Raw genomic sequence first — 20729 nt, 5'->3', positions numbered from 1 at the left:
AAAAACCAGCAACTTATTCGATTTAGCAATAAGCCGAATCACCCTACCAGTAGCAGTTCGCGATTTTCCTGCGCAGGACGAACCACCAGCGACATCAAAATGTCTTTTACTGCCTGCGCCTGAGGGGTCAGCGCGGTACGGGCCGATAAATTCACCGAGAGTGGTAAATTCAGTGATGGGCTGGTGATACGCGCCATCCAGCCGTTTGCCGAACTCACCAGCGAGCGTGCCGCTGATTCTGGCAACACTGTTACCCCCATACCGCTGGCAATTGCCGCCGTCAGCGTCGAGATAGAATCAATCTCACCGATAATTTTTGCCGTCAGGCGGCGTAGCGAGAACGCTTCATCCACGCGTTTACGTACGGCGCTATAGTCTCGCGGCAGGAATAGGTTCATTTCGGCAACCGCAGAAAGATCGACTGTCTGACCTGGACAATCGCGGGTGCCGACCAGAAACAACTCCTCTTTAAGTAACGGTTGGCTGATGATGCCCGCCGTTGGAGAACGGTCATACAAGACCGCCATGTCAAGCTGGCCGCTTAACAGCTTGTCATTCAGGACAGAACTACTGTTCTCATGCAGATAGACCAGCACGTCGGGTAATTCCGCACGTACTGCCTGTAATAAAGGCATGGTAATTGAAGAAGCTGCGGTACCGGGAGCCAGACCAATAGAAACCTGGCCTCCTAAAGTTTGGCCCACATTGCAAACCGCTAATTGAGCCTGTTCACACTGGCGCAGAATAGTCCGCGCATGGGTATAGAGAATTTTTCCTGCTTCTGTTGGCGTTACGCCGCGTTTGGTACGAATTAACAGCTGCTGATCCATTTCACCTTCAAGGGTAGCAACTTGTTGGCTCAGCGCCGGCTGCGCAATATGCAGCACTTCTGCGGCCTGAGTCAGGCTACCAATATCGACGATTTTCACGAAGTACTTCAGTCGTCTTAAATTCATTTTGCCCCCTACACGGAATGCCAACGCCAGTCTCGGCAGTGATGTCTTTCTAAGAATTGCAATATGCTTGCCACTTTTGAGAAACATCCGACCAGATGTGCTAACAAGCTGGATAATAAGCGAAAGTGATTTAAAACGAGGAAAAATGAGTTTGAAACAGTGGTTCTCTTATGCCCCATTAGAGGTATTGGCGCACCATTACGGTGCGCCTGTTCATGCCATTACAATGAGGCCCACCAAAGACGTAGTTTCATTCCCCAAAGCGTAGTCCATCCGGTCGTTGACGAGACAACCTCTCCTTTATAAAGCACAACCAACGTAGGCGTGACACCAATCTGCCAGTTGCGAGATAACTCTCCTGAGGCATCATTGACCACTGGAAGATGGATCTTTTTCTGGGCTAACCAACGCGTCACATCCTGAGGTTCGCCTGAGCGTAGCGCAATTGTCATCACGTTTTCTCCCTCTCCCACCAACTGCGCAACAGAAGGTGTTGTATAGCGACACACGCCGCACCAACTGGCCCAGAAATAAAGGAGTAATGGGCGCTCTTCACTCAACGCGCTCAACACTACTGCCTGGCCATCTAGTGTATGAAGTGGTGTGCTGTCGAATGTCGTGGGCATTTTCGGCGCTCGCCACCAGTCCATCAGAAAGACAATGGTGATGAGGACAACCATCATCACCAACGCTTCCCGTCCCCAGCGCTTTAATTTACTTTTCATTGGCCTGTGCCCGCTTTTCTATTACTAGCGTTTCCAGAGACTCCCATGGTACTGCCCCTGCCAGTAAAGTATCACCCACCAACGTTGCCGGCGTGCCTTCCACACCGACGACCCGAGCCAGCTGTAGGTTCAGACTCAGTGTTTCCCTACTCAATTCATCCGGCTTAACCACTGTCACCCCACTTTTGACGAACGCGGCATCAATAGTGGTTGCGGTGTGATTACCCTGTTTCGACATCAAACTGTGATGCAATGCCAGAAACTGCTGCGGGTTCTCGCGCCAGGTTGTTAAGGCGACACGCGCAGCAAGCGATGATGATTCACCACGAAATGGCAGCAGTTTGAACACTACCGCCACGTCGGGATACTTCTCCACAATCTTCTCAAGCATTGGGTCGAATTTTTTACAGTACGGGCAGTTGTAGTCGGTAAACGAAATGATGGTTAATTTCGGTGAAGTTGCACCAATCCTTGGGCTGGCAGGATCGTGATACAACGCTTGATAGATCATCTGCTGTATTTGTTCTTCATTATTAGGTTGCGTCTCGGCAGTGGCACCAAAAGTGGTCGCCAACAGCAGTACAAGCGTCATGATCATTTTCATTTTTTATCTCCTTTCGCATCATTTAGCGCGTTCAATACGACATCTCGTGTCAACAGAGTTGGCAGGGCTTTTCCTTCCGGTGTGCCGGGTCCATAGACCTGGTTGAATGGCACACCAACTTGCCCACGCTGTTTGAGGAATGTGGTTATCTCTTTTGAAGGGAGTGTCCAGTCACCGCGCAGCGCAACCACATCAGATTGCTGCAATACCGCTTGCACGTCGTCACGGGAAAGGACGTTTAACTTGTTAATTTTGCAGGTGATACACCAGTCGGCGGTGACATCAATAAACACACGCTTGTTTTGCGCGATTGCATCCTGAATTGCCTGTTCACTTAGCGGCTGCCAGGCAATATTTTCTTTAACGGGAGTATTTACTGCTGACCCAAAATGCACCGGTAACAGACTAACCAGCCATAAAGCTGAGCCCAGCATCATCACAGCCAGGATGCGGCGCAACCACACCATCCAGCGCCCGGGTTTCGGCAGTCGTAATGCCAATGAAGGGCGCATGGCAATAAGCAGCCACGGCAGGCTCATTCCCACACCAAGTGCTAAAAAGATGCCCCACAATGTTGGTAACGATGCACCAAGTGCCACGGCTACGGCTGTGCCGAGGAATGGAGCACTGCAAGGTGTTGCCAGCAGCGTTGCCAGCGCTCCCTGCCAGAAATGCCCACTTATGCCATTGCCACCTTGCGTAGCAATCCTGGTTGTCACTTTTGAGGAAAGTCGGAATTCAAATAGCCCAAACAGGTTGGCACTGAACACCAACATCACTACGGCCATAAAGCCAATAAACCAGGCATTCTGGAACTGAATCCCCCAGCCCACCGCCTGGTTTGTCAAACGCAGTACCGTCATTAATAGCGCCAGCGCCATAAACGAAACGAGAATACCGGCAAATGAGGCGAGGAACTGTTGGCGAATAACGCGCTTTTCTTGTTTTTCAGCCAGTAACACAGAACCGAGTTTCATTCCCAAAACCGGCAACACACATGGCATCAGGTTAAGAATGAACCCACCCACCAGGGCCAGCAGTAACACTTGCCAGAGTACAAAGTCGCCCCCTGCCTCAGGTACAACTGGCGTTTCAGCTATCGTGACATTGCTTTGCTGAGCAATGCCATTATCGGCGATAACCAAAGAGAGATTGCGCCCACGTAGATCGGGTCCGGCGCCGTCCCAACCATCACTAACTGGTACGGTTGCCCATAACGTTTCACCTTCGACACGATATTTTGGTTTACCGAAACTGGCATCCTCTGGCATATCAAAAAACAGCTCGGGTTTCTGCCAACCTGCGGAACGTGTGGCCTGCACAACCAGCTCAGCACTGTGATAACCAGCTTTCAGGCTATCGGTTAGCCCGTTATAAAGCGGCACTTTACCCATCGCTTGTGCATAATCGTGGGCAAATGCTGCGTTGCCATTCTCAGGTGTGATTTCAAAGGGAAAATCTGTCAGCAGGCAGACATCTTTGCAGGTCGAGAGCGTAAGTACACCTGCGATTTTCCCTGTAAATGCACCATCAAGCGCCAGTGGAATACTGACTGCGTTGTGGTAACCCTGAGTGGTGATCCCCGCCACATCAAAACGTTGCGGCATCGGCCAGAACCACTGGGCCGATTTCACGGGTTCGCTCCAGACAATAGTCGGCGCAACGCCACCGTCACCCGGCGAACGCCAATAGGTTTTCCACCCTTCTTCCAGTTTCACATCCAGCAGGACGCGAGTTTCATCTGGCTGTGAAGTATCTGCACGCAGCCGAACGCTGGCGTGTTGATTATCCGTAGATTGAAGCCAGCCGGGTTCCGCAGCCCACGAAAATGGCATCCATAGCAGTAGCAGGCAGAGCAACGCTCGCCTAAAAAGACTCAACATATTTTTTCTCCGTAAATGAATTATCGAACTGTGTTAAACAGCCGGTGTTTCATTCACGAAAAACGCAGAATCGCAGATGGACTCTTAGGGTGGGCGAACTAAATGCCCTGGCGGGAGAAACAGATGATCGTTCAGCTTGTAATGGCGCAATGAGCGCCAGAAGTAGACTGAAAACAAAAAATGCAGCTTCAAACAACACTGGAGGTGCGGCAAGTAATGACTTTGCACTCAATTCGCAAGGGGTAATCGATGCGTTATCTTCAACTTCAGAATTGCTGCTTTGCGAGAGCATGACGCTTTGGGCAGCTTTCATTTGCAAAGCGTGCAATCCCGCCATGCGCTGCGCGGTGCAAACTAACACCACCAGACATGCCAGCAATAAAAACCACTTTGCAAAATGCTTCCGTTTAAACATAAATCCCTCGCACTATATGAACCGCATATCTTAAACAGTCGTTCTCGTTTGGCAACTGATGTGCTGTAAAGATATGTCTGCATGCCTGCATAGCCAGGTTTGATTGTTTTATCAGCAAACAAACCAGCAGTGTGATAACAGCCTTTGACAACCCCGAAGCGCATCGCTAATATGCGCCCCGTTAACCGATTCCTCTGTAGTTCAGTCGGTAGAACGGCGGACTGTTAATCCGTATGTCACTGGTTCGAGTCCAGTCAGAGGAGCCAAATTCGAAAGCCCGCTTAAGGAAACTTAAGCGGGCTTTTTTGTTTTTAGGCATCTTTTCGAATTTCTATTTTATTTTGATTCAATAAGTTAGCGTGAAAAACCTTCCCGATGTGTTTTCATTTATCTGCATGCATCGGGCGAAAATGGTGGTCAGATATGGGGTCTATCCGGTTCGATTGTGAAGTGACCACCAAATGTCTTTAAATGATTCTAAAATCCCCAGTTCCAAACCTTCTGATAAATTCTTCAAACTGAGCGATGCTCAGGTTTTCTATTTGCTTTTCAATCCCGACAGTTCCCTTCTCTGGTATCTCAAATATCGCTTTAACGGCAAAGAATCTCGCATTTGTTTAGGGAGTTATCCCGCATTGTCTCTTGCAGAAGCCTGACAGCAACGTGATGGTATCCGCAAACTGCTGACTCAGGTGATAAACCCGGCTTTTTCGTTTCTACCGCAACCAGTCATTCCCGCACCTGCTGCAGGCGGTTCACCAGTTCGGCCAAGCTGCCTGCCTGCATTTTTTCCATTACGCGGGCACGATGCACTTCTACTGTTCGCACCGCAATATTCATGCTGTCGGCAATTTCGCGGTTGAGTAACCCGTTTGCCACAAGCCCTGCCAGTTCCCGCTCTTTGGGGGTGAGTTGCTGATAACAGGTAACAATTTTTTGCCGGTCAAACTCTTGTACGGAAACCAGTAACGCGTGCTCTAACGCCATCTGAAGGGGCTTTGCCGCAACAGGCTTTTGCAGAAAATCAACGGCGCCGCGTTTCATTTGCTCCACCGCCATTGGCACATCGCCGTGCCCTGTCAGGAACACCACCGCCAGCGTACTGCCGCGCCGCAACATCTCCTCATGCACGCCCTGCCCGTCCATCACTGGCATACGCATATCCAACAACAACACGCCAGTCTGGTAAAGCTCGGCCTGAGACAAAAATACCGCCCCCTCATTCCAGCAGCGAACATCGTACCCCAGGCTTTCAAGCAAAAATGCGCAGGCTTTGGTCACTGCCACATCGTCATCCAGCAAATGAATTATCGCCATCGCGGCTTCGTTCCTCTCTGTCCGTGAAATCTAACACTATGGCCACACCTGTCAGGCCATCCGGAGCTTTGTGATTCTGGATAGTAATTTCGCCCTGCCCGTAACGGACCAGGCGTTGGCAAATCACCAGCCCTAATCCCATCCCTTCTTCGCGGGTTGTCACAAAGGGTTGGAATGCCTGACGCAATAACACTTCATCAATCCCTCCAGCATTATCCTGCAGGGTGATTCGCGCGCCGCCATTTTTATGCTCCGCCATAATCCACACCGTTGTCGCTCCCGCCTGAGCTGCATTCAGGATAAGGTTCGTCAGCACCTGCTCAAGCAGGACCGGCGGCAGGTGCACGGTCAACTCAGAATGCACTTCCATTTGCAGCGTGACTGCCGGGAAATTCTGCGCCATGCGCAATAGTCGCCAGACGTGCAAAATAGCGTCATGAATATTGACCTGCCCCCACTCCTCCGTCATGACTGGATTTCCCTGTGCCTGGCTAACCCAGTGGCGCAAATTTCGCAGCGTGTCGGCTGCACGTTGTGCCTGGCTGTCAATTTCTTTCAGGGCGGGAAGCAACGGATGCTGCTCATCCTGCGCCTCAAGGCGGATCAGGCAGCCCCCGGCATAGTGACGAATAGCGCTAAGTGGTTGATTAAGCTCATGGGCAAAACCGGAGGTCATCTCCCCCAGGACACTCATTTGTCTTGCCGTTTCCAGTGCCTGTTCTTGCTGGCGCAACAGTACATTATTGCGTTCCAGTTGCTGACCACGCCGCCGCACCAGCAGCATGACCCAGATGTAATTTAGCATGAGCAACAGTAACACCAGCGCAACTGCGCCCATCGCGACCTGGTGCTGAATCAGCCAGCTTTTGATATCCAGCCACAAACGTCTCTGTTGCGGATGCTGGCGCACGTCGTGTAACAGCGCTTCAACCTGGCTGGTAGAAGCCGGAGCCCCCCAATGAAAAGGGGCGGTTTCTGGCGCATTAAACAGTACCCGCGTGACACGGTCCGCCAGTTCATCACTGACCGTCGGCAGTGCCGCAAAAGACCAGTCGGGATAAAGGGGTGTGCTGGTTAAACAGGGAATGGGAGCAGGATGGTTTATCAGCGCCACAAAATCTTCTTTACGGATAAGCCCTTCTTTATCCATATTTTCCAGCAGGCACACCGGCACTATCGCCGCCTGAACGGCTTTTTCGCGTAACAAATACACCAGGGCATCGGCCGGGAAGCCGGTAAAACGCAGTTGCAGGTCCCTTTCAGGGCGAATGCCGGCATCATTTAACGCCTTATACCCCAGTAAATAGCCGCCAAAAGCCTGTGCATCAATAGCGCCCACCGTTTTGCCGATCAGATCGTGTACCGAGGTGATTCCGCTGTCGCGCCTGGCCAGGATAGCACTGCCGATAACATTGCTCGCCGCTTTACCGCCGCGAGTGGAACGCAAAGAGGCCAGCCAGCGTAATGGTGAATGGCTGTTCAATTGCACAAACTGCGCGGGGTTAGTCACCACGAACTGCACCGTTTTACGGTTCACCGCCTCCTGCATTTGATGGAGGTCCAGCGGCTGGATATGAAACTCCTCGCCAGGCAATTGTTGATTGAGGAGGGCTTCCAACGGTTGCCAGTGGCTGCGAGTCTGCACCTCGCCACGCATCGCCAGAATGCCAATATTCCACGACCCCGCCCATGCGGCACTACTCATCATGATGGCTGACAGCAGTAATGCCAGGCGTCTCATCGTTATGCCTCTCACCGAATTATCCCTGTTGATTATGTTGTTTTAGATCAACAACAAGACGGGTATGTGGTTAACCACAATAGAGTCCCCCCTCCCTGATTTTTACACTGTAAATCATAGACATTTTTAATACATCACCAGCCAGTCAACGACGTGACTTATGTTTTGTTGTTGCATCACGACGGGAGAAAATATGGACAGCAGTAAACGGCAGTTTCTCCAGCAACTGGGTATCCTGAGCGCGGGTGCCTCTTTAGTGCCGCTGGCTCAGGCGAAATTCCCCTTCTCCCCTGAGCGACATGAAGGCTCCACACGCCATCGTTATGCCATGCTTATCGACCTGCGCCGTTGTATTGGCTGCCAGTCTTGTACGGTTAGTTGCGCCATTGAAAACCAGACACCTCAGGGCGAATTCCGCACCCATGTCAATCAATATCAGGTGCGACTGGAAGGCGAACTCAGCGTCACCAACGTGTTGCTGCCCCGCCTGTGCAACCACTGCGATAACCCACCTTGCGTTCCCGTTTGCCCGGTTCAGGCAACCTTCCAGCGGGAAGACGGCATTGTGGTGGTAGACAACACGCGTTGCGTCGGCTGCGCCTATTGCGTTCAGGCCTGCCCTTATGACGCACGCTTTATCAACCACGAAACACAAACTGCCGATAAATGCACCTTCTGCGTCCACCGTCTCGAGGCCGGGTTGCTCCCCGCGTGTGTTGAATCTTGTGTTGGCGGCGCACGAATTATTGGTGATTTGAAGGATAAGAACAGCCGCATCGCGCAGATGCTTCACGAGCACCGCGATGCCATCAAAGTGCTGAAACCGGAGAACGGCACCCTACCCCATATTTTCTATTTAGGCCTGGACGAGGCCTTCGTCACCCCATTGATGGGGCGTGCTCAACCCGCACTCTGGCAGGAGGTTTAAATGACGCATTCTCTATTAATCGAGGAGGTACTGGCACGCCCGCAAGAGATAAGCTGGCTTCCCTGGGCTGTGCAATACTTCTTTTTCATCGGCATTGCCGCCTGTGCGGCCCTGTTTGCCTGTGTACTTCACTGGCGCAAAAGAGAGTCCGCAAAACTGGAAAACCTGACGCTGTTGATTGCCTTAACCTGCGCCATTACTGCCCCTCTGGCGCTAACGGCCGATCTGCACCAAACCGCTCGCTTCTGGCATTTCTACGCTTACCCTACGCCGTGGTCATGGATGCCCTGGGGCGCATTATTTTTACCGCTGTTCACCGGGTTTCTGGGATTGTGGTTTCTCGCACAACTTATCAAACGCTTCACACAAAAAAGCTACCGCGTGACGAAATGGCTGGCGCTGGCAAGTGCCTTAACGGCAGTGGGATTACTGGTGTATACCGGTCGCGAAGTGTCTGTGGTACAGGCGCGCCCTGTCTGGTTTAGCTACGCATTTCCTTTCGTGATGTTTCTCAGTGCCTTCCACACCTTTTTTGCGCTGCTCATTGTGTCGCTGCGCAGTGAACAGGCATTACAGCGGAAACTGGCCCAAGGGCAACTCTGGATTCTGGGGCTGCTTGCCATCGTAGTCGTGTTTTGGGTCAGCGGTGACATGCTGTCTGGCACTGCTATTCGCGACTGGCTTGCAGTGGCCCCTTCCGCCAGAGGCTACGCTATCAGTTGGGCCGTATTCTGGTGTTTATCTCTTGGTATTAGCAGTATGGCATTGCTTAAACCGTTATCCACGCCGTTACGCATTTTGCAGGCGTTCAGCGCCATGGCGTTGTGCTGGCTGATACGCTGGACCTTACTGATTCAGGTGCAAACCATACCGAAATTTAACGCGCAATTTAACCCTTACACCCTGCCCGCAGGAACCGATGGCTGGCTCGCCATCTTCGGCACCTTTGGTTTGTGGATAGCGCTGCTCATTATTGTTCGTGAAACCGTGAATGGTCTGGCAAGGAGAATGCAACATGGCTAATTTAACCCGTCGTCAGTGGCTTAAAGTCGGCCTCGCTCTGGGCGGAATGGTGACTTTTGGGCTGAGTTATCGGGATGTCGCAAAGCGTGCCATTGACGGTTTGCAAAACGGCACCTCCGGCAAGATAACACGCGACCGCATCTTCGGTAATGCGTTGATTCCCGAGGCTAACGCGCAACCCCACTGGCAACAAAACCCGCAACAAGTGATCTCGATGACGCAATGCTTTGGCTGCTGGACGCAGTGTGGCGTGCGAGTGCGGGTTGACCGCGAAAAAGAGAAAGTGCTGCGAATTGCAGGCAACCCTTATCACCCTTTATCCCATGAACACCACATTAACGCCTCCGTCCCGTTTGCCGAGTCGATGGCGCAACTTGCAGGAGAAACCGGCCTCGACTCCCGCTCCACCGCCTGCGCCCGTGGCGCAACCATGATGGAAGGCCTGTACAGCCCGCTACGTATTCTGGAACCCATGAAACGCGTCGGTAAACGTGGAGAAGGAAAATGGCAGCGCATCAGCTTTGAACAACTGATAGAAGAAGTCGTGGAAGGTGGCGATCTATTTGGTGAAGGGTACGTAGAAGGTTTACGCGCGCTTCATGCCCCCACTACGCCCATCGATCCGAAGCATCCTGGATTTGGCCCGAAAACTAACCAATTACTGGTGACCAATGCGGGTGATGATGGCCGCGATACGTTCCTGCGACGCTTTGCGCTCAACAGTTTCGGCAGCAAAAACTTCGGCGCACACGGCGCCTATTGCGGCCTGGCTTATCGGGCCGGTTCTGGTGCACTGATGGGCGATCTGGATAAAAACCCGCACGTGAAACCTGACTGGGATCATGTTGAATTTGCGCTGTTTATGGGTACCTCACCGGCGCAGTCCGGCAACCCTTTTAAACGCCAGGCGCGGCAACTCTCCAGCGCCCGCGTGCGCGATAACTTCCAGTATGTCGTCGTCGACCCAGCGCTGCCGTTAACTACAGTGCTGGCCGACGATCGCGGACACTGGCTGCCCGTTATTCCTGGTACTGACTCGGCGCTGGCGATGGGCATGATCCGCTGGATCATCGAGAAAGAACGTTACAACGCAGACTACCTTGCCACCCCTGATGCGCAAGCCATGCAGCAGGCGGGTGAGAAAAGCTGGACCAACGCCTCGCATCTGGTGATCACTGATGAGCTCCCGCAACTTGCCGGGCAACATTTGACGCTGGCGCATCTGGTGGCTGATGACGCAAGCGATCCTGTGGTGCTTAATGAAAACGCAGAAATAGTTGCCGCCAGCCTTTGCCAGCGCGCGCAGTTATTTGTGACTCAGCAAGTCACGCTGGCTGACGGACAAATCGTCACCGTGAAAAGCGGATTCCAGTTGCTCAAAGAGGCTGCCCACAAACTCACAATGGCGCAGTACAGCCAGCAGTGCGGAGTGTCGGAAGCAAAAATTGCCGCGCTGGCGGATGCCTTCACCCGCCACGGGCGAAAAGCCGCTGTCATTACCCACGGCGGGATGATGGCAGGCAACGGGTTTTACAACGCCTGGGCCGTCATGATGCTCAACGCGCTGATTGGCAACCTCAGTCTGGAAGGCGGCGTGTTTGTTAGCGGCGGTAAATTCAACGGTGCAGCCGATGGCCCGCGCTACAATATGGACAGCTTCCCTGGAAAGGTAAAACCGAAAGGGCTGAGCATCGCGCGCAGCAAAACGGCCTATGAATCCTCCGAAGAATACCGGAATAAAGTCGCCGCCGGGAAGTCCCCCTTCCCAGCTAAAGCACCGTGGTATCCGTTCGTGGCGGGGCAACTGACAGAACTGCTTACTTCGGCACTGGAAGGCTACCCCTACCCGCTGAAAGCGTGGATCTCCAATATGACGAATCCGTTTTACGGCATCCCTGGGCTGCGGGCCGTGGCGGAAGAGAAACTCAAAGATCCTAAAAACCTGCCGCTGTTTATTGCCATTGACGCGTTTATGAATGAAACCACAGCGCTGGCAGATTATATCGTGCCGGATACGCACAACTTCGAAAGCTGGGGATTCAGCGCGCCGTGGGCTGGCGTTGCCAGCAAAGCCACCACCGCCCGTTGGCCTGTCGTTTCGTCCGCAACTAGCCAAACCGCAGATGGGCAGCCGGTATCAATGGAGGCCTTCTGCATCGCAGTGGCTAAACGCCTCGAACTGCCAGGTTTTGGCGACAATGCAATTACCGACACGCAAGGTAACAGCTACCCGCTTAATCGCGCGGAAGATTACTACCTGCGTGTTGCCGCCAACATCGCATATATGGGCAAAGCCCCAGTCGCGGCAGCAAATCAGGAGGACGTGGCTCTAACCGGCGTGCAACGCATTTTGCCCGTGATGCAACAGACGCTAAAACCTGATGAGGTCAGCCGCGTCGCCTTCATCTACTCCCGAGGCGGACGTTTTGCCCCAGACTGCAGCGGGCGTGAGGATAATCGCGTCGGCAATGCGTGGCAGAAACCGCTGCAAATCTGGAATGCAGAAGTCGCCGCACATCGTCATGCCATTACTGGCGAACGTTACAGCGGCTGTCCGGCCTGGTATCCTGCACGGCTGTCTGACGGGCGCTCCGTGGACGAGATATTCCCTGTGCAGCAGTGGCCACTGAAACTGATTTCGTTTAAATCCAATACCATGTCCAGCAGCACATCAACAATCCCACGGTTACATCAAGTCAAACCGACTAACCTGGTGGCGCTCAATCCTGAAGATGGCAAGCGCTACGGCCTGGCGCACGGCGACACCGTCCGTATCACGACACCGGGCGGGCACGCGGTAGCACAAATCAGTCTGCTTCACGGCGTGATGCCTGGAGTCATTGCCATTGAGCACGGTTACGGGCACCGTGAAATGGGGGCGGCGCAGCATTATCTCGACGGTGAAGCCATGCCAATTGATGAGAAAATAAAAGCAGGGATAAACCTCAATGACCTGGGCTTTGCCGACCCTACACGCAAGGTCGTAAATACCTGGCTGGATTGGGTGTCTGGGGCATCAGTCAGACAGGGGCTTCCGGCAAAAATTGAACGGATATAATCCTTTCACAGGTGCAAAGGCCTGCATGTTTCCTGAGCCGGCTTTTGCTTTTCTGACCACGCCCCCTTCCGTTCCCTCCTCCCGATGACATACTATCGAAGCTGCAAACAGCCCTGTAAAAATCAGCAGGATGAGGAGAAAAGATGACGCATCAGACAGCCGCCACAGCCCTTACCCCGAACCAGGCCCTCGATAAACTAGAGGAGCTGTACGATGCCTCGGTCAACGCACTGCGCGACGCTATTGGCCAGTATGTTGAGAACGGCACACTACCCGAAATTGAAAAACGTGCCGCCGGTTTATTTGTCTACCCGGAGTTACGCGTCAGTTGGGATGGCACCGTACATCACCCAAATAAAACCCGTGCCTATGCCCGCTTCACCCACTCTGGCAGTTACACCACCACCGTCACCCGTCCTGCTTTATTCCGCCATTATCTCGCCGAACAACTCACACTGCTTTATGACGACTATGGCGCGCAAATTGAAGTAGGGTTATCGCAGCATGAAATCCCGTATCCGTATGTGATTGATGGTTCCAGTTTGTCGCTGGACCGCTCAATGAGCGCCGGTTTGCCGCGCTATTTTCCCACCACCGAACTGTCGCAAATTGGCGATGAGACCGCCGATGGGTTGTTCCACCCTGGCGAGTTCTACCCGCTTTCGCATTTTGATGCCCGTCGCGTCGATTTCTCACTCGCGCGTTTACGCCACTACACCGGCACCCCGGTAGAACATTTCCAGTCATTCGTGTTGTTTACCAACTACACCCGCTACGTGGACGAGTTTGTACGCTGGGGCTGCCAGCAAATTCTTGACCCTGAAAGCCCGTATGTTGCACTTTCCTGCGCAGGTGGCGTGTGGTTGACGGCCGACAGCCAGGCCCCGGAAGAAGCGATTTCCGATCTCGCGTGGAAAAAACACCAGATGCCTGCGTGGCACTTGATCGATGCCAACGGTACCGGCATCACGCTGGTGAATATCGGTGTTGGCCCGTCGAATGCGAAAACCATTTGTGATCACCTGGCGGTGTTGCGCCCAGCGGCGTGGTTGATGATTGGTCACTGCGGCGGTCTGCGTGAAAGCCAGTCGATTGGCGATTATGTTCTGGCTCATGCGTATCTGCGTGACGATCACGTTCTGGATGCAGTGCTGCCACCGGATATCCCAATCCCAAGCATTGCCGAAGTGCAGCGTGCGCTCTATGACGCAACCAAACTGGTGAGCGGCATGCCGGGTGAAGAAGTTAAGCAACGTTTACGTACCGGGACTGTCGTCACCACCGACGATCGTAACTGGGAGTTGCGTTATTCCGCATCGGCCTTGCGCTTTAACCTCAGCCGCGCCGTCGCTATTGATATGGAAAGCGCCACTATTGCCGCGCAGGGTTATCGCTTCCGCGTACCGTATGGCACGTTGTTATGTGTTTCCGATAAACCTCTGCACGGTGAAATTAAACTCCCCGGCCAGGCCAACCGCTTTTATGAAGGGGCGATTTCGGAGCACTTGCAGATTGGTATTTGCGCGATTGATCTCTTGCGAGCTGAGGGCGAACGCCTGCATTCACGCAAATTACGTACTTTTAATGAACCTCCTTTCCGTTAAGAGAAAATAATAATGCAACACACCTCACCCCTGGCTGCCTTGCGCAGCCTGCTTAAAGAGCGCGAACTGGATGGCATGCTGGTTCCACGCACCGACGCATATCAGAGTGAATATTGCGCGCCTTATGACGACAAACTGGAGTTTATCAGCGGCTTTGATGGCTCTGCGGGCCTGGCGCTGATTCTGGCTGACCGCGCGTTGCTGTTCGTTGATGGGCGCTATCAGGTTCAGGCGCGCCAGCAGGTGAATCTGGACGAGTTTGAAATCCACCATTTACACGATGAGCCGATTCACCTCTGGCTTCATGAAAACTTGTCAGCCGGTAAACGTATCGCATTTGAACCACTACTGATGGTCAACAGCCAGTATGAAAACCTGCGTACCAGCGGCTGCGACCTGGTTGCCGTTAATGATGACCCGATCAATCAAATCTGGGCGACACGTCCGGCGATACCTCGCGGCCCGATACGCCAGATGCCTGATGAGATTAGCGGCGAATCAACCGCCTCCAAATGCGCCCGCGTCGCGCAGGCACTGACGCACGAAGGTGTCGATTATCTTGCCCTCACGTTGCCAGACAATATTGCCTGGTTGCTTAACGTTCGTGGTTCAGACATCCCAACAAGCCCGGTGCCGCTTTCTTTTGCGCTGGTTAAAAGCGACGGTGCCGTTGAGTGGTTTGTTGACGAGGCGAAGCTGCAACAACTCGACAGTTCAGTGCTGGAGTCAATAGCCCTCCACAGCCCGGAAACATTCCTCGCGCGCTGCCAGCAACTTGCGGCCGGCAAACGCTTTTTGCTTGATGGCGACAACACGCCTGTCGCCGTGCGCTTTGCTGTGGAACAAGGCGGCGGTGACATCGAATGGCAGCCAGATCCAATCACACTGATGAAAGTCAATAAGAACGATATTGAACTTGAAGGCTATCGTTCAAGCCACGTTCAGGATGGTGCCGCATGGGTTAATTTCCTTGCATGGCTCAGCCATGAAGTACCGCTGCGTGAAGCCGCTGGCAACCCGATTACTGAACTTGAAGCTCAGGAAAAACAGCTCGCTTTCCGTCAGGAATGTGACAATTTCATCGAGCAAAGCTTTGGCACCATTTCCGCCGCAGCAAGTAACGCCGCGATGTGTCACTACCACAGCGCGCCGGAAACCAACTTCGCCATCGTCGGTAATGAATTTTACCTCAATGATTCCGGTGGCCAGTATTTCAACGGCACCACCGATGCCACCCGCACGCTGAACTTTGGGCAACTTGATGCCCAACGCCGTCTGCACTACACCGCGGTTCTGAAAGGCTTCCTGTCGCTGATTTCGCTGCAATTCCCGCAAGGTGCACAGGGCCACCAACTGGATGCATTTGCGCGTCGTCCGCTGTGGGAACTGGGTCTGGATTATGACCACGGTACGGGTCACGGCGTCGGGCACAACATGCTGATTCACGAAAACCCGCACCGTATGGCAAAAAAAGTGAACCCGTGGCCAATGCTGCCGGGCAACGTGCTGACTATCGAGCCGGGTTATTACCTCGCTGGCAGCCACGGCATTCGTATTGAAAACCAGGTTGAGGTTGTCGCCTCACAGCCGGGATTCTGTAAATTCGCCTCGCTGACGCTGATTCCGATTGATTTAAGCGCGGTAGAGTTACCGTTGTTAAGCGAGCAAGAGATTGCCTGGCTTGATGATTACCACCAGTTGGTGCGGGAAACATTGTCGCCGCTCGTTTCCAGTACTGCGCGGCCATGGCTGATAGAGGCAACAGCGCCAGTTAGAACGCAACGCATGTAAATCCCTCAAAGAGCCGTGTTTTTGCGGCTCTTTTATTCTTTTTGTTGATTAAACCAGCAATCAAACGCATTTCACCTAAACAGCCTTTGACAACCCAGTAGCCGCTAGTTACTATGCGCCCCGTTAACCGATTCCTCTGTAGTTCAGTCGGTAGAACGGCGGACTGTTAATCCGTATGTCACTGGTTCGAGTCCAGTCAGAGGAGCCATATTAGAGAAGCCCGCTTAGGAAGCTAAGCGGGCTTTTTGCTTTTTAACATTTGCGTTTTATAGCTGACCTGCTTTTCTAGATTCAATGCTAATTGGCACCGGCATCCCGGAACGACGGGTCAACGCTGCGCTCGCCATACCTGCATCTACGCCAGAACCTTGCGTCATATCGCGCAGTGCCGATGTCATTGGTAGCGGGACTTTCTTGTCAGATTCAAACTCCGCGCGGTTACGGGACAAAGGCTCATGCACTTCCAACCAATGCCTTCCGTCAGGTTCGACGGTTGCTTTCACCGGCTGATCAATCAGCTGCACGCGCGCGCCCACCGGCACATTATCAAACAGATATTTAATGTCGTCTTTGCGTAGGCGGATGCACCCCTGGCTAACGCGCAGGCCGATACCAAAGTTGGCGTTAGTACCATGAATAGCATAAAGCTTGCCGATGTAAATCGCATACAACCCCATCGGGTTATCCTCACCCGGCGGCACGTACGCTGGCAAAGTTTTCCCTTCTTTCGCGTATTCGCGTCGGGTATTAGGTGTTGGTGTCCAGCCTGGAGCTTCCTGCTTACGCTCAACCCTCGTCACCCAGTTACGCGGGGTTTCTCGCCCGGCCTGTCCTATGCCAATGGGGAAGATCTCAACCGTGTTGCTCTGATCCGGATAGTAGTAAAGCCGCATTTCGGCGACGTTTATCACGACGCCCTGGCGTACGGTATCAGGCAAAATCACTTGCTGCGGAATCGTCAACTGGGTACCGGCTTTTGGCAGAAATGGATCTACCCCTGGATTGGCTTCCAGCATATTGCTTAGTCCCTGCCCGTAGAGCGCGGCAAAGTACTCTAGCGGCTGGGTATTCCCTTCAGGTACGCTAACGGTTAGCGGCGAGCCAACCAAGCGGCTACCCTCGGGTGGAAGCATATAGGTAACGGCCTGGGCGCTACAGGTAACGGCGGCAAGCACAAGGGCAAGCGAGGATAAGCGAATCATAATTTCCCTATTATCGGATATGGCATCGATAGGTTAAATATAACCTTCTATTGAGATTCGGTGAGGATTTCGGTATTTGGATCTGGGGGAGTTTGGTGCTTGTAAGAGATGAGCCCGAAAGGAGCTCATCTCTTGTGTCTGATACGGTTATTAAGTGCCGGAGCTGTCGAGCAGATCTTTGCTTGCCGCTTTTAAGTACTGGAACATTGACCAGAAAGTTAGTACCGCAGCGATAAAGAATAAACCGATCCCCGCATACTCAACCCACATATTTGGGCGCCAGAGCATACCAATCAGTGCCAGCATTTGCGCCATGGTTTTGGACTTACCAATCCACGAGACCGCAACACTGCTGCGCTTGCCAATTTCAGCCATCCATTCGCGCAACGCAGAGATAATAATTTCACGGGCAATCATAGTGGCCGCAGGCAGCGTCACCCACCATGAGTGGTAGTGTTCCACTACCAGCACCAGCGCAACCACGACCATAACTTTGTCCGCTACGGGGTCGAGGAAGGCGCCAAAGCGCGTGCTTTGGTTCCAGCGGCGCGCCAGATAGCCATCAAACCAGTCTGTTATTGCAGCAAACCAGAAGATAAACGCGCATAGGAAAGGTGCCCAACTGAACGGCAGATAAAAAGCCAGCACAAAGAATGGGATAAGGACGATACGAAACAGAGTAAGCAATGTCGGAATATTAAATTGCATAGTGCTGGTTAACTGTCTGTCGTAAGTGGAAATTGTCTCTATGTTGCTACAGAGCCCTTAATGTTTCAACGAGTAGAAGATCTTTTCTGCCAACGCTTGCGAGATGCCTGGCACTTTTGCAATTTCTTCTACGGATGCATTCTTTAATGGTTGCAATCCCCCCATATATTTCAACAACATCTGGCGACGTTTTGGCCCAACCCCTTCGATTGTCTCCAACGCACTGGTATTTTTCACTTTTGCGCGTTTTTTACGATGCCCGGAAATGGCATGATCGTGGGATTCATCACGGATATGCTGAATGACATGCAGCGCCGGGGAATCCGGCGGCAGAGAGAAACCTTCCCCTTCTGGTTCGAAGAACAACGTTTCAAGCCCGGCTTTGCGGTCCACGCCTTTTGCCACGCCGAGCAACAGTGGATGATTTTTATCCCACTCCACATCTAGTTCTGCGAAGACGGTTTTTGCCTGGCCGAGTTGTCCTTTGCCACCATCAATCAGGATAACGTCCGGGACTTTACTTTCGTCGATAGTTTTACCGTAACGACGACGCAATACCTGGTTCATCGCGGCATAGTCATCGCCAGGTGTTATACCTTCAATGTTGTAGCGGCGATATTCCGCACGTAGCGGGCCGTTAGCATCAAAGACCACGCAGGAGGCTACTGTCTGCTCACCCATAGTGTGGCTTATGTCAAAGCACTCCATCCGTTTTATGGCTGGCAACTCAAGCACACTGGCTAAGGCTGCTAAACGTTGATGGATAGTCGACTGCTGCGCCAGACGCGTCACCAGTGCGGTAGCCGCATTAGTTCGGGCAAGTTTAAGGTAACGAGCGCGATCGCCTCGTGGTTTGGTCTGCACGTTAATGCGCCGCCCCGCCAGTTCCGTCAGTGAATCTGAGAGCAGGTTTTTATCCGGCAAATTGAAGTCGAGCAGAATTTCAGAAGGTAAGGTGCGCATCTGGCTGCCCTGCAAATAGAACTGGCCAACAAATGTTTCAACCACTTCTGACAGTTCTGTGCCATTGGGTACTTTCGGGAAGTAACTGCGGCTGCCCAACACTTTACCCTGGCGAATAAACAGCACATGTACACACGCCATACCCGAATCAAACGACACACCGATCACATCCAGATCGTCGCCGGTATTTGAGACAAATTGTTTTTCTGTCACACGGCGAACTGCCTGAATCTGGTCACGAATTCGCGCAGCGGCTTCAAATTCCAGGTTTTTGCTCGCCCCTTCCATTCTGGCGATCAATTGGTTCAGAACCTGATCGTCTTTTCCTGACAGGAACAAGCGCACATATTCCACCTGCTGGGCGTAATCTTCTTCACTGACCAAACCTGCAACACACGGCCCAAGACAGCGTCCAATCTGGTATTGCAAACATGGACGAGAGCGATTGCGATAAACATTATTTTCGCACTGACGAATCGGGAAGATTTTTTGTAATAACGCCAGCGTTTCGCGTACTGCGTAACCGTTCGGGAATGGCCCGAAATATTCACCCTTCGCATGTTTCGCCCCACGATGCATAGCAAGTCGCGGGTGAGTATCACCGCTAAGGAAAATGAAAGGATAGGATTTGTCGTCACGCAGCAGCACGTTATAGCGTGGCTGATAAAGCTTGATGTAGTTATGCTCAAGCAGGAGCGCTTCTGTCTCGGTATGGGTTACCGTCACGTCGATATGCTGGATGAGAGCAACCAGAGCTTCCGTTTTACGGCTGGCAAGATTGCTCCTGAAGTAGCTCGACAGGCGTTTTTTCAGATCTTTGGCTTTACCAACGTAAATAACCGTCTCACTGGCGTCATACATACGATAGACGCCAGGTTGGCTGGTTACTGTCTTGAGAAAAGCTCGTGGGTCAAAGATTTCACTCACTACTGATTAACGTCTCCGCACTAAATAAACCATGACGAATGGCCAGGTGTGTCAGCTCAACATCGCCACTGATATTCAGTTTACTAAACATGCGGTAACGGTAACTATTGACCGTTTTCGGGCTTAGACTAAGCTGCTCAGAGATCTCATTGACCTTCTGGCCTTTGGTGATCATCAGCATAATCTGTAATTCACGCTCAGACAAACTGGCAAACGGTGTGTCCGTTTTTTCTGGTTCGATCTGGCTTAAAGCCATCTGTTGGGCGATGTCTGATGCAATGTAACGCTGACCCGCGTTTACTGAACGAATCGCATTAACAACATCCTGCGGTGCTGCACCTTTACTTAAATAACCCGCAGCACCTGCCTGCATGACTTTCGCCGGCAGCGGATTTTCAGTGTGAATCGTCAGCATAATCACTTTGATATCAGTTGAGTATCGCGCGATTTTGCGTGTTGCTTCAAGGCCGCCAATGCCCGGCATGTTCATGTCCATCAGGACAACATCAACCTGATGGCTACGGCACCACTTAACGGCATCCTCACCGCAATTTGCTTCACCTGATATCTTGATCCCTTTGATATCTTCAAGAATGCGTCGTATCCCTGCGCGCACCAGTTCGTGGTCATCAACAAGAAGTACGTTGATCAAAGGGGACTCTCCAGAAAAGGAATTACGCTACTAAAAATTATCACGCTATATTAACGGGTTTTCCGGTAACTTTAAAATGCAAAAACAGATTTTCAGAGTTTCCACTGTTTTTGGAAATTTAATTGTACAGTGGAAACTGTACAAGCAAATTGATTAATTTATGTCTTTAAATAATAAAAATGCTTTTCACATTAAAAAAAACGATAATCCATTAATATTAGACGTATTAAAT

At 52.3% G+C, this 20729-nt stretch carries 16 protein-coding genes, 2 tRNA genes and 1 pseudogene; 8 read left to right on the top strand and 11 right to left on the bottom strand.

From position 1 onward, the window contains the following. Positions 1–38: 38 nt before the first annotated feature. The 5 genes from nac to AC0IXI_RS09390 form a co-directional block, all read right to left on the bottom strand. Complete coding sequence (gene nac, locus AC0IXI_RS09410) at positions 39–956, bottom strand: nitrogen assimilation transcriptional regulator NAC (protein ID WP_064512025.1); 918 nt, start codon at positions 954–956, stop codon at positions 39–41. Between the two features lie 221 nt (positions 957–1177). Further along, the gene (locus AC0IXI_RS09405; RefSeq protein ID WP_424222295.1) at positions 1178–1681 is read right to left on the bottom strand and encodes a protein disulfide oxidoreductase; all 504 of its coding nucleotides are present in this window, start codon (positions 1679–1681) and stop codon (positions 1178–1180) included. Next, the gene (locus AC0IXI_RS09400; protein WP_064512027.1) at positions 1671–2285 is read right to left on the bottom strand and encodes a DsbA family protein; all 615 of its coding nucleotides are present in this window, start codon (positions 2283–2285) and stop codon (positions 1671–1673) included. The genes AC0IXI_RS09405 and AC0IXI_RS09400 overlap by 11 nt, the downstream gene beginning before the upstream one ends. Then, entirely contained in the window at positions 2282–4168 is a 1887-nt protein-coding gene (locus AC0IXI_RS09395) for a protein-disulfide reductase DsbD family protein (RefSeq protein ID WP_424222297.1), read from the bottom strand. The genes AC0IXI_RS09400 and AC0IXI_RS09395 overlap by 4 nt, the downstream gene beginning before the upstream one ends. A gap of 49 nt (positions 4169–4217) precedes the next feature. Then, positions 4218–4583, bottom strand: a complete 366-nt coding sequence (locus AC0IXI_RS09390) for a hypothetical protein (RefSeq protein ID WP_064512029.1) — start codon at positions 4581–4583, stop codon at positions 4218–4220. 190 nt (positions 4584–4773) lie between these two features. Between AC0IXI_RS09390 and AC0IXI_RS09385 the strand changes: the two genes are divergently transcribed. Continuing rightward, a tRNA-Asn gene (locus tag AC0IXI_RS09385) sits at positions 4774–4849 on the top strand. A 195-nt stretch (positions 4850–5044) separates the two neighbouring features. Next, positions 5045–5236: pseudogene (locus AC0IXI_RS09380) on the top strand (Arm DNA-binding domain-containing protein); the annotation flags it as partial. A gap of 76 nt (positions 5237–5312) precedes the next feature. On the opposite strand, the gene ttrR reads toward AC0IXI_RS09380, so the two are convergent. Next, complete coding sequence (ttrR, locus tag AC0IXI_RS09375) at positions 5313–5900, bottom strand: tetrathionate respiration response regulator TtrR (RefSeq protein WP_422568093.1); 588 nt, start codon at positions 5898–5900, stop codon at positions 5313–5315. After that, on the bottom strand, positions 5875–7656 hold the full coding sequence (ttrS, locus tag AC0IXI_RS09370) for a tetrathionate respiration histidine kinase TtrS (protein ID WP_424222298.1): 1782 nt from the start codon (positions 7654–7656) through the stop codon (positions 5875–5877). Before ttrS ends, ttrR begins: the two co-directional genes overlap by 26 nt. Before the next feature lie 178 nt (positions 7657–7834). Here ttrS and ttrB point away from each other — a divergent pair, with 178 nt between their 5' ends. The 6 genes from ttrB to AC0IXI_RS09340 all read left to right on the top strand — a co-directional run bounded on the left by ttrB (position 7835) and on the right by AC0IXI_RS09340 (position 16253). Continuing rightward, positions 7835–8569 (top strand): tetrathionate reductase subunit TtrB, encoded by a 735-nt coding sequence (gene ttrB, locus AC0IXI_RS09365; protein WP_471682307.1) that lies wholly within the window; start codon positions 7835–7837, stop codon positions 8567–8569. After that, a complete protein-coding gene (ttrC, locus tag AC0IXI_RS09360; RefSeq protein WP_471682306.1) occupies positions 8570–9592 on the top strand; it encodes a tetrathionate reductase subunit TtrC in 1023 nt (340 codons plus the stop codon). Then, the gene (gene ttrA, locus AC0IXI_RS09355) at positions 9585–12650 is read left to right on the top strand and encodes a tetrathionate reductase subunit TtrA (protein ID WP_471682305.1); all 3066 of its coding nucleotides are present in this window, start codon (positions 9585–9587) and stop codon (positions 12648–12650) included. Before ttrC ends, ttrA begins: the two co-directional genes overlap by 8 nt. Before the next feature lie 143 nt (positions 12651–12793). Beyond that, complete coding sequence (locus tag AC0IXI_RS09350; protein ID WP_064512035.1) at positions 12794–14254, top strand: AMP nucleosidase; 1461 nt, start codon at positions 12794–12796, stop codon at positions 14252–14254. Positions 14255–14266: 12 nt separating this feature from the next. After that, positions 14267–16045, top strand: coding sequence for an aminopeptidase P family protein (locus tag AC0IXI_RS09345; RefSeq protein ID WP_471682304.1), 1779 nt, complete (start codon positions 14267–14269; stop codon positions 16043–16045). 132 nt (positions 16046–16177) lie between these two features. Next, a tRNA-Asn gene (locus AC0IXI_RS09340) sits at positions 16178–16253 on the top strand. Between the two features lie 58 nt (positions 16254–16311). Here the strand turns inward: AC0IXI_RS09340 and ldtA are convergent. The 4 genes from ldtA to uvrY all read right to left on the bottom strand — a co-directional run bounded on the left by ldtA (position 16312) and on the right by uvrY (position 20497). Beyond that, on the bottom strand, positions 16312–17247 hold the full coding sequence (ldtA, locus tag AC0IXI_RS09335; protein ID WP_134186662.1) for a L,D-transpeptidase: 936 nt from the start codon (positions 17245–17247) through the stop codon (positions 16312–16314). 150 nt (positions 17248–17397) lie between these two features. Next, on the bottom strand, positions 17398–17955 hold the full coding sequence (gene pgsA / locus AC0IXI_RS09330) for a CDP-diacylglycerol--glycerol-3-phosphate 3-phosphatidyltransferase (protein WP_064512038.1): 558 nt from the start codon (positions 17953–17955) through the stop codon (positions 17398–17400). Positions 17956–18012: 57 nt separating this feature from the next. Then, positions 18013–19845: an excinuclease ABC subunit UvrC gene (uvrC, locus tag AC0IXI_RS09325; protein WP_064512039.1), complete on the bottom strand. Its 1833-nt coding sequence runs from the start codon at positions 19843–19845 to the stop codon at positions 18013–18015. Next, positions 19838–20497, bottom strand: a complete 660-nt coding sequence (gene uvrY / locus AC0IXI_RS09320; protein WP_064512040.1) for a UvrY/SirA/GacA family response regulator transcription factor — start codon at positions 20495–20497, stop codon at positions 19838–19840. The genes uvrC and uvrY overlap by 8 nt, the downstream gene beginning before the upstream one ends. Positions 20498–20729 lie beyond the last annotated feature (232 nt).

The sequence above is a fragment of the Buttiauxella sp. AC038 genome, from assembly GCF_979253565.1.
The sequence above is the reverse complement of the archived record's forward strand: the minus strand, read 5'-3'. Positions and strand labels throughout refer to the sequence as shown.